Annotated in this window: 2 protein-coding genes and 1 pseudogene; all 3 read left to right on the top strand. The window is 41.9% G+C overall.

The features are described from left to right. Positions 1-479, top strand: a pseudogene (locus BLT03_RS24645) (hypothetical protein); the annotation flags it as partial. A gap of 12 nt (positions 480-491) precedes the next feature. After that, a complete protein-coding gene (locus BLT03_RS24320) occupies positions 492-965 on the top strand; it encodes a hypothetical protein (RefSeq protein ID WP_139160544.1) in 474 nt (157 codons plus the stop codon). A gap of 457 nt (positions 966-1,422) precedes the next feature. Next, positions 1,423-1,818, top strand: a 396-nt coding sequence (locus BLT03_RS24325) for a hypothetical protein (protein ID WP_139160545.1), incomplete at its 3' end; no start/stop codon positions are given.

Here is a 1,818-nt window from a genome sequence, read left to right on the forward strand (position 1 = left end):
ATCTGCCTGCAGCTGAAAACGGGATTGTTCAGGACGGACTTATTAGTCAAGATCCCATTGGGCTATTGGGTGGCGTCAATCTTTTTGTTTATGCACGCAACAGTGGTAATTGGATCGACCCCAAAGGCTTGGCAGGAGCGAAAGGCACACTAAGCGGCCCTAAAATTCCCAATCAAACCCAAACTGGCCTAAGCACTGGTGAGGGAGGAAAAGTAATATCCAACCCTGCAGTCAAAGAAGCATACGACAAAGTACCCGAAGAGCTTAGAAGTGATTATCACGGACAATGTGCCGAGGCTGACGCTTTAAGCACTTCCGCTAATGCAGCCGGAATAACCACACTCGAAAAACTCAAGGAAATGACCAATGGCGCCATATCAAAAGTTTGGCGTAACGATAAAAAAATGAAACCCATGCACGCGTGCCCATCATGCGGTCATGTGCAAAAGCAATTGGGCATTAAAGATTGCGCCAAATAAAGGAATACGGCAATGGAAGAAAATTATCGCCCTGACATGGAAGTCGCAAAAATCATAGAAAAAAAATATCATCTAGATGATCTTTCCTTTCAGGAGGCGCAGCAAGTAATATGCAATTTTGCAGCAGAGCTTTTAATCGACAGTGCTTCAATCCAAAAAGAAAACAGAGAAAAAACCACTCAATACAATGGAAAAATAAAAGATTTTCTGGCTGGAAAAATTGATACGCAAACACTTCGAAAAATCAGAGTCGAAGCTATAAAATTCTCACAAACAATCGAAAGACAACCGGACAGAAATATCATTGAATTCGTCACAAAAGGCTTGTTTGATGAGGAAATGTCAATGTTCAATGAATATGGAGCAGAAATGCATTTTGAAATGCTACTTTTCACTTTAAAAGAAACTAAGAAATCTAAAATTTGTCACAAATTTCTAGATTTTTTATCAAGCAGTCCAATAATGAAGAAGTACGAATCATCTTGAGCCACTTCTCGATACTCATTTTCCATTTTTGTGGCAGCAGGCACTTTTCATCTTTGTCTCTTGTGCAATGACATCTGCATTCCGCCCATGCTCCCAATTAGATAGCATTCAAAGCACACCCTGATTGCGCTGGCAGTTTAGAAAGCCCCCGATCCTCTTCCTGCTCTTTTTCTCCCCTCCTTGCCGTATTACCTTTCTCCGGCCGATGCACAAGCACATATTCAGCGGAGGCAACGGTGCAATCGCGCAGGTCGCCAATGGCCGGACGTTCGACCCGGCCACGCCCTTCAAGCTCAAGAAAGGGGCAAACAGGGCATCGCTTGGCACTGCGAAAACAGCCAAGCCATCCTGATTCCGATGAGTACGATCACTGCTCATTTCGTGCTGAAGCGGGCCTATGCCTTGAATAATTTATAAAGCCCGGATGCACGTCAACCAGCAACCAAAATTAAAAATAATGAAACGTTCCGAAATAAAAGATGAATTTTTAAAAAATTTTCTCATCGATATAGAAAATAATTATTTTCCAACCAAAAAACAAGAAGCACACAATCAAGCTTCAGAAAATATTTTCTTTATTTCCATTAAAGAAAGAGATCGGGCAAGAATTAGACCGGACGAAATGAAATGTTTCATATCCAGCATTAAAACCATCATCAGCAAAAAAATTGAAGAAGCATCCACAATTTACTTCTGGATCGACGGATATGCCGGCCAACTCAGATTCAGCGTGATTAAGCAGGCACTTGCCTCGACATCTTTCAAATGCAAAACACAAGCCGTTCAAACAGAAAAAATAGTTGAAGGCTATCTAGTCCGTCCTGAACAATCCCGTTTTCAGCTGCAGGCAGAT

It is taken from the genome of Paracidovorax valerianellae, from assembly GCF_900102625.1.
Classification (GTDB): domain Bacteria; phylum Pseudomonadota; class Gammaproteobacteria; order Burkholderiales; family Burkholderiaceae_C; genus Paracidovorax; species Paracidovorax valerianellae.